Origin of the sequence: Gluconobacter sp. (genome assembly GCF_047723935.1) — a bacterium.
Classification (GTDB): domain Bacteria; phylum Pseudomonadota; class Alphaproteobacteria; order Acetobacterales; family Acetobacteraceae; genus Gluconobacter.
The window spans coordinates 21288-27787 of record NZ_JBDOBO010000034.1; the positions used below are offsets into that span (position 1 = coordinate 21288).

Genomic DNA, 6500 nt, shown 5'->3' on the forward strand with positions numbered 1-6500 from the left:
GGCCTCCCATGGCGGCGGGCGCTTCGGGGTTAAACCCCCCCACCCCCCCCGGGGGGGGTGCTGCGGCCCCAAAACCCCCCCACAGCAGCACGGGCAGAAGGGCGCGGATCATCCCGAATGCACGATCACGATACCGCAAGGGCTTTTTCCTGCTGTTCGTAATACCGTGCGATCTCCTCTCCTGTTGTAATCCATACGTCGTTGCAACTGACAGTATATTGCAAAAATTCACGCAACAGCCGGAAGCGCATCGGCCGACCGCTTACCTGCGGATGGAACACGGTTGTCACAAGGTCACCCCATGCGCGGGTTTCGTCCAGGTCATCGCGCCACATCGACAGCACATGCTCCTTGGGAAAGATCGAGCGCGGGCTGAAACGGTTCGCAAGCCCGTGCATCCAGTCATCGTAACTGGTGGTCTGGGGCAGTTCAATCAGGCCGGGCGATCCGTCCTTCATCAACTGCCGGTAAGGGCGCACATCATCAAACCAGGAACTGGTATAGAGAAAATTATGCTCCTTCAGGCTCTGGCACAGTTCGGCTGATGCTTCCCCGATGGGCGCACGATAACCCACAGGCACCACGCCCAGCCGCCTTTTAAGCACTTCCAGCCCGTAATCCAGTTCCTCCTGCATATGATCGGCGCCGGGTTCGGGAATGAGATGATGATAGCCGTGATGCCCGATTTCATGACCATCAGCCAGTACCGCCTCGGCCATGGCGGGGTGGGCTTCCACCGCCCAGCCGGTAATGAAAAACGTGGCCTTCAGCTCCATTTCCCGTAAAAGCCTGAGGATGACGGGTGTGCCCACCCGTGCCTCGAACCCGCCGAAGGACATGGTGACAAGACGGTCGGCATGGGACGGATCCTTGCCGGTCCATGCGCTTTCCGCATCAATATCGAAAGACAGGAACATGGCGGCCCGGTTCCCTTCGGGCCAGGGGTAGCGCAGGGCGGGCGGTGCCTGGTTGGGGGGCGTCAGCGGGACGTTGCGATAGCGTTCATAGGTTGCAGACATCTTGTATGTATTCCTGTAATTTCAGTTGGTCTGTGCGCGCGCGCCCAGCGTGGAGGCTAGGAAATCAGCCGCTCGTGGGTGCGATGGCGCGGAAAAGAACTGTGCGGACGGGGCATTTTCCACGATGGCCCCTTGATCCATGAACACGACCTGGCTTGCGACCTCACGCGCAAAACCCATTTCATGGGTCACGACGATCATGCTCATGCCGGTTGCGGCAACCTGTTTCATGACCGCCAGCACGCGGCCTACGGATTCCGGGTCAAGCGCACTGGTCGGTTCGTCAAACAGCATGACCTTGGGCTTCATGGCCAAGGCCCGGGCGATGGCGACACGCTGCTGCTGGCCACCGGACAACTGGGCCGGATAATGCTCCATCCGTTCCCCCAGTCCTACCCATTCCAGCAGGCGACAGGCCTCCCTGCGAGCTTCCGCCGGCGGGACAGACAGGACATGGAGAGGGCCCTCCATCACATTCTGCACCGCTGTCATGTGTGAAAACAGATTGAATTTCTGAAAGACCATACCGGTCTCGAGACGCTGGCGCGCGATCTGGCGCTCCGACAGGCGGTAAAAACGTCCGCTCTTTGCTGCAGCAATCCCCATCAGTTCGCCATCCACGACCACACTGCCGCCCTGATAACGCTCAAGCTGGGCGATACAGCGCAGGAGTGTGGTCTTGCCCGATCCCGATCCGCCCAGCACGCACATCACATCCCCCTGGTTCAGGGTACACGACACCCCTTTCAGAATGGATGTGCTGCCGTACGACTTGCTCAGGTTCCTGACCTCAAGGATGGGTGACGCAGGTATTGCTGCAATATCTGTGGCAGTCATCCCGACCATCCCCTGTTGATACGTTTTTCAAGAAAATACTGCACAGGCATGAGAACGGTCACAATCGTCAGATACCAGAACCCGGTCACAAGGAGCAGTTCGATCACCCGGGCATTGGCATAATAGATGTTCTGTGCGTTATGCAGTATTTCCGGATACTGGATCATGCTTGAAAGCGATGTAAGCTTGATCATGCTGATGAACTCGTTCCCCAGTGGTGGAATGACCACCCGCAGGGCCTGTGGCAGGATGACCCGGCGCAGCGCCAGCAGACGTGTCATGCCGATCATGCAGCAGGCTTCATATTGTCCCTTGTCCACACTGGTCAGACCGGAACGCATGATTTCGGTGATGTAGGCCCCCTGATTCAGCCCCAGACCAAGCAGCGCGGAGAGGAACGGCGTCATAAGCTGCACTGTCTGGACCGAACCGTAACCGGGTATCCATATATGCGGGAACACCAGCGCCAGATTGAACCACAAAAGCAGTTGCAGGATGACCGGCGTCCCCCGGAACAGCCAGACATAACCGGCCACCACCGTTTTCCAGACCGGATTGCCTGACTGCTGCACGATGGCAAAGGTCAGGCCGATCACGGTACCCAGCATCATGGCGGATATGGCCATGAGCAACGTTGCGGCCACACCCTGCATTATGGTGCGGACCATCAGGAAATGGCTTACATACCTCCACTCGATATCGGAAACGGCAAAGGCATGGATCAGCCACGCCACGAATGCCAGTACGCCCACAAGCGACACGGCCATATGGTAACGGCCCCGTTCTATGATCGTGCTGTGATCGTCGAGTTGTATTTCAGCAGACATGTCTCACCTGTGCAGACTATGAGGGAATGACTGTATTGGCTTCCAGGTGCCATTTTCGAAGAAGGCTCTGATACTTCCCATCCTTTTTCATCTGTTCGAAACTGGCTCTGATATTCTCAAACAGCGCGCTGTCATGTCGCATGGCGATCGCAAGACAGGCTTGGCTGATAGGGGGCAGAAACCGGCGGAACAGCGAATGGGCATTATCAAGAAAATATCCAACCGTTTCCTGTCCCTGTACGGCGGCCTGCACCCTGCCCTCACGCAGTTCCAGACGGGCCATGGCGGAATTCTCAGTCCCCACCACTGTGATGTCAGGCAGATGCCCGGCCGTGCAGACACGTGCGCTCCATACCTGCAGGATACGGGCGAAATCGGTGCCACGAGCGGCGGATACCGTCCCACCGCACAGGTCGATGTCCCGTGTGAACGGACTGCTGCCCGACACCAGCAACTGGGCGCCGGACTGCAGGTAATCAATGAAGCGGAGAACACCCCGCCGACCAGGCGTGTCGTTCAGACCACTGATGATGATATCAATCCGCCCTGAACCGACATCAATCATCAACTGGGGAAAGGACGCTTCGCGTATTTCCACCGGACGCCCCATCTGCCTTCCCAGCGCATAGGCGAAATCGACATCGAAGCCCTGAAGCTCACCCGTTTCCGGCGCATGGAATTCCATGGGTGGGTAAACGGGGTTGATCCCCACGACCAGAGGCGCCGGCGGCGCCCCGTATCCGGCGGTCATGGCCGACAGGGACAGCATGATGCTCCCTGCGGCAAGAACGGACATGAAGGCAGTCCATGCGAATAGGGGCAGGCGACGTAAGCGCATTTATGCTCCTGTCCTAATAGGAAGCGGAGATGGTACCGAAGAAGGAACGCGGCGCGCCGATGCTGAAGGACTGATAATCACCCTGCATCGGATTTCCGTTGTCCCCCATCGTTCCGATATAGGTGGAATTGAAAAGGTTATAGACGTTGAAACCGACGGACAGCGTGCTGAGCGGGCCGACACGATCGAAGTTGTAACGCGCTCCCACAGACGCCAGCCAGTAGGACGGAACATGCAGCGTATTCACGTAGTCAAACGGGCGGCTGGACATGTAGGATGCGTCAAAATGCACTTGCGCACTGCGGTAGGTATAAGCAAGCTGCGTTTTATACATGAAGGAAGGATAGTTGACGATCCTCTTCCCCTTGGTTTGATAGGCCGTGCCGCCATCGGACACATCCGATCCGTACCATCCATGATTATAACTGAAGCTGTTGTAGAAACTCAGCCCCTTGAACGGGCGGAGCGTCGCCCCCACGTCCACGCCGTTCATGTGGACACTGCCTACGTTGGCGACTGAATCCGTCGGGTTGACAATATTACCTGATGCGACCGTCTGCAGGCGGTTGAAGAAATCAGTATGGTAGAAGCTGACAGATGCAGACAGTTTCTTCGCCTGATAACGGTAGCCGACCATATAGGTCCAGTCGGTTTCCGGTTTGATCACCTTCTTCATTTCATTGAACGTCTGCAGGTTGGTTACACCCCAGACACTGCCCAGGCCATAGCCACCATCAGCATAAGTACGCAGGTTCTTGGCAATATCGAAATAGAATTCGTTATGCCGGTCGAGATTGTAATCAACGTTGAAATGCGGCAGGAACCCGTCTGATGCATTCAGGCTGCCCTGCGCCAGTGCCGCCTCGCCCGTATTGTTCGCCACCTGTGATCCACGGGTGGTGGACGTCATGGCCTTGAACCCGGCAGACGCTACCAGGTTGGGCATGATGTAATACCGGTCTTCCACATAGCCCATGAAAGTATTGGTGTTGAAATCGAAGGCCCACATGCGATCAAACGCAGCGCCCAAATGGTTTGGATCCGGTACACCCTGCCCCAACAGCGGGGCTTCGTACAATGTCTGGCTTATGGCGTTGCGGTAGTATTCGTACCAGATCCCGGCCTTGAGGACATTGTGTCCCATGCGCCAGTTCATACCGGACGTAAACCCGTAACGCATGAGCCAGGGACGCTTGATCTGTTCGGACAATGGCGCCCCGTTGGGCGAGGCATGGAAGGGGTTGGTGAACACCCCCATCGCCTTCTGGCCATGACCATACAAAGTCGTGTCCCATGACAGGTTGTTTGTCATGTTCAGCTTGAGTTTCGTGTACGCAAGGTAGTCATTCCAGACACGCCCCACGTCATAATATGCAACGTCCTTGGGATCGTTCGTCTTGTCCTGGCCCAGCGTGTATTTCCCCTCCGCCGCGTTATAGGCGTTGGTATAATTGGGATAGTATTGATCAAGCCGGGTACCATACACCTTCAGGAAATTGAAACTGAGATCCTGATAATCAACCGGCTGCACAAGGTTGTTCCAGTCAAAGAAGAACGACAGTTCACTTTTATTCTTCAGCGGCTGGACAAGCTTGGCATTGACGTTCTGTTCAAACTGGTATCCCGCGCCCTTCCACTTGTCCGTGTCATTACGGACATAGGATACGTAAAACCGGGTGCCCGTCCTATTCAGGTTGCCACTGTCAAGCCGGACAAACGTATGGTACGCATTCCAGCTGCCGAAGGACTGCGAAACACGTGCCCCGGCCTTCTGCAGGGGATCGGATGAAACCATGGAGATCTGGCCACCCAGGTTGGTGGTCCCTGGCGCGTCCACAGCACCCGCACCCTGCGAGATATCCATGCTGGCAATATTTTCAGGCGCGATCGCAGCCTGAGATTTCAGGCCGTTATAAGTAAAATATCCCTGATCACCCAACGGAACCCCATCAAGGGTAAAGCCCATCTGGTCCTGCACGAAGCCACGGGCGTACAGCGTGGAAGACCACGTATCCACCCCCAGCGCATCAGACGACGTGAACTGAACGCCTGGCAACTGGGCAAGCATCTTGACTGCACTTGTGCCCGGCACGAAGTTGTCCATCATGGCGCGGCTGACCACTTCACGCGTACCGTGTGACTGGGTGCGGGCGGTGGACACGACACGCAACTGCTCCGACACCTGTCGCGGTGCGGCGCCCGCACCGTGCCGCACCGTGTGGGCGCCTGCCCGCGGCGCCGCCATAACACCATGACGCTGCCCTGGAGCGGGAGCGGCCCCGGAAGATACGGTCGCTCCCTTTGCAGAATCAATGTATGGAACACAACATACAATGAAAATCCCGAGACATCGGCTACGTCTCATTACATGCCTCCTGATGGATGATTGTAGGGTTTTTGAGATTGGTTACTTTTTATTCCTGCACCTGACTGTTTTAGACACCGGAACATGACGGACCGCACCGGGCAGGCGGCCACGCGAAACACCACGGGCAGAGACCTGCGCCATGAACTGATCTGGAAAAATCAGTCTGCAACCTGATTTTTTCATGTTCCCGGCACTCACTCCCATAATTGGAATGATATCGAAACGATATGAGCGGCGCTTCATCTCGGCAGTTATGATACTCACGCGCGCTCTATTTCCTTGTAGTAACATTATTTCACCCTGCCGTCCGACCCTGTGGAACGTAACTCTCATGTCGGCCCACCCTGCAGCAGGAAAATTGATGCTGAATCACAGGTTGGAATCCCTGCCTGAAATAACAGAGAATTTTTAAGATCCCTGCTTCCGGGATATCTCTGACATACCGGATAATTAGTAACGTAAACGGAATGAATCGGCCCTGTCCAGACTTTTTGGTGTCAACTCCAAATTTTTCTTGCGTCGACGCCAAGGCACTATAAGATGAGATCATGACCGAAGCAGCCGTCATGTTTTTGCTGCATCCGGGATTAATTACTTATATTCAATAATAT

The 6500-nt window shown here is 56.0% G+C and carries 5 protein-coding genes; all 5 read right to left on the reverse strand.

The window, feature by feature from the left end:
* Positions 1–125 precede the first annotated feature (125 nt).
* The 5 genes from ABF979_RS11130 to ABF979_RS11150 are packed head-to-tail and all read right to left on the reverse strand — an operon-like array spanning position 126 to position 5886.
* Positions 126–1019: a polysaccharide deacetylase family protein gene (locus ABF979_RS11130; protein ID WP_077813914.1), complete on the reverse strand. Its 894-nt coding sequence runs from the start codon at positions 1017–1019 to the stop codon at positions 126–128.
* Positions 1020–1040: 21 nt separating this feature from the next.
* A complete protein-coding gene (locus ABF979_RS11135) occupies positions 1041–1856 on the reverse strand; it encodes an amino acid ABC transporter ATP-binding protein (protein WP_077813913.1) in 816 nt (271 codons plus the stop codon).
* Positions 1853–2683: an amino acid ABC transporter permease gene (locus ABF979_RS11140; protein WP_077813912.1), complete on the reverse strand. Its 831-nt coding sequence runs from the start codon at positions 2681–2683 to the stop codon at positions 1853–1855. The genes ABF979_RS11135 and ABF979_RS11140 overlap by 4 nt, the downstream gene beginning before the upstream one ends.
* A 16-nt stretch (positions 2684–2699) precedes the next feature.
* Entirely contained in the window at positions 2700–3521 is an 822-nt protein-coding gene (locus ABF979_RS11145) for a transporter substrate-binding domain-containing protein (RefSeq protein ID WP_077813911.1), read from the reverse strand.
* A 13-nt stretch (positions 3522–3534) separates the two neighbouring features.
* The gene (locus ABF979_RS11150) at positions 3535–5886 is read right to left on the reverse strand and encodes a TonB-dependent receptor domain-containing protein (RefSeq protein ID WP_149026494.1); all 2352 of its coding nucleotides are present in this window, start codon (positions 5884–5886) and stop codon (positions 3535–3537) included.
* Between the last annotated feature and the right edge of the window lie 614 nt (positions 5887–6500).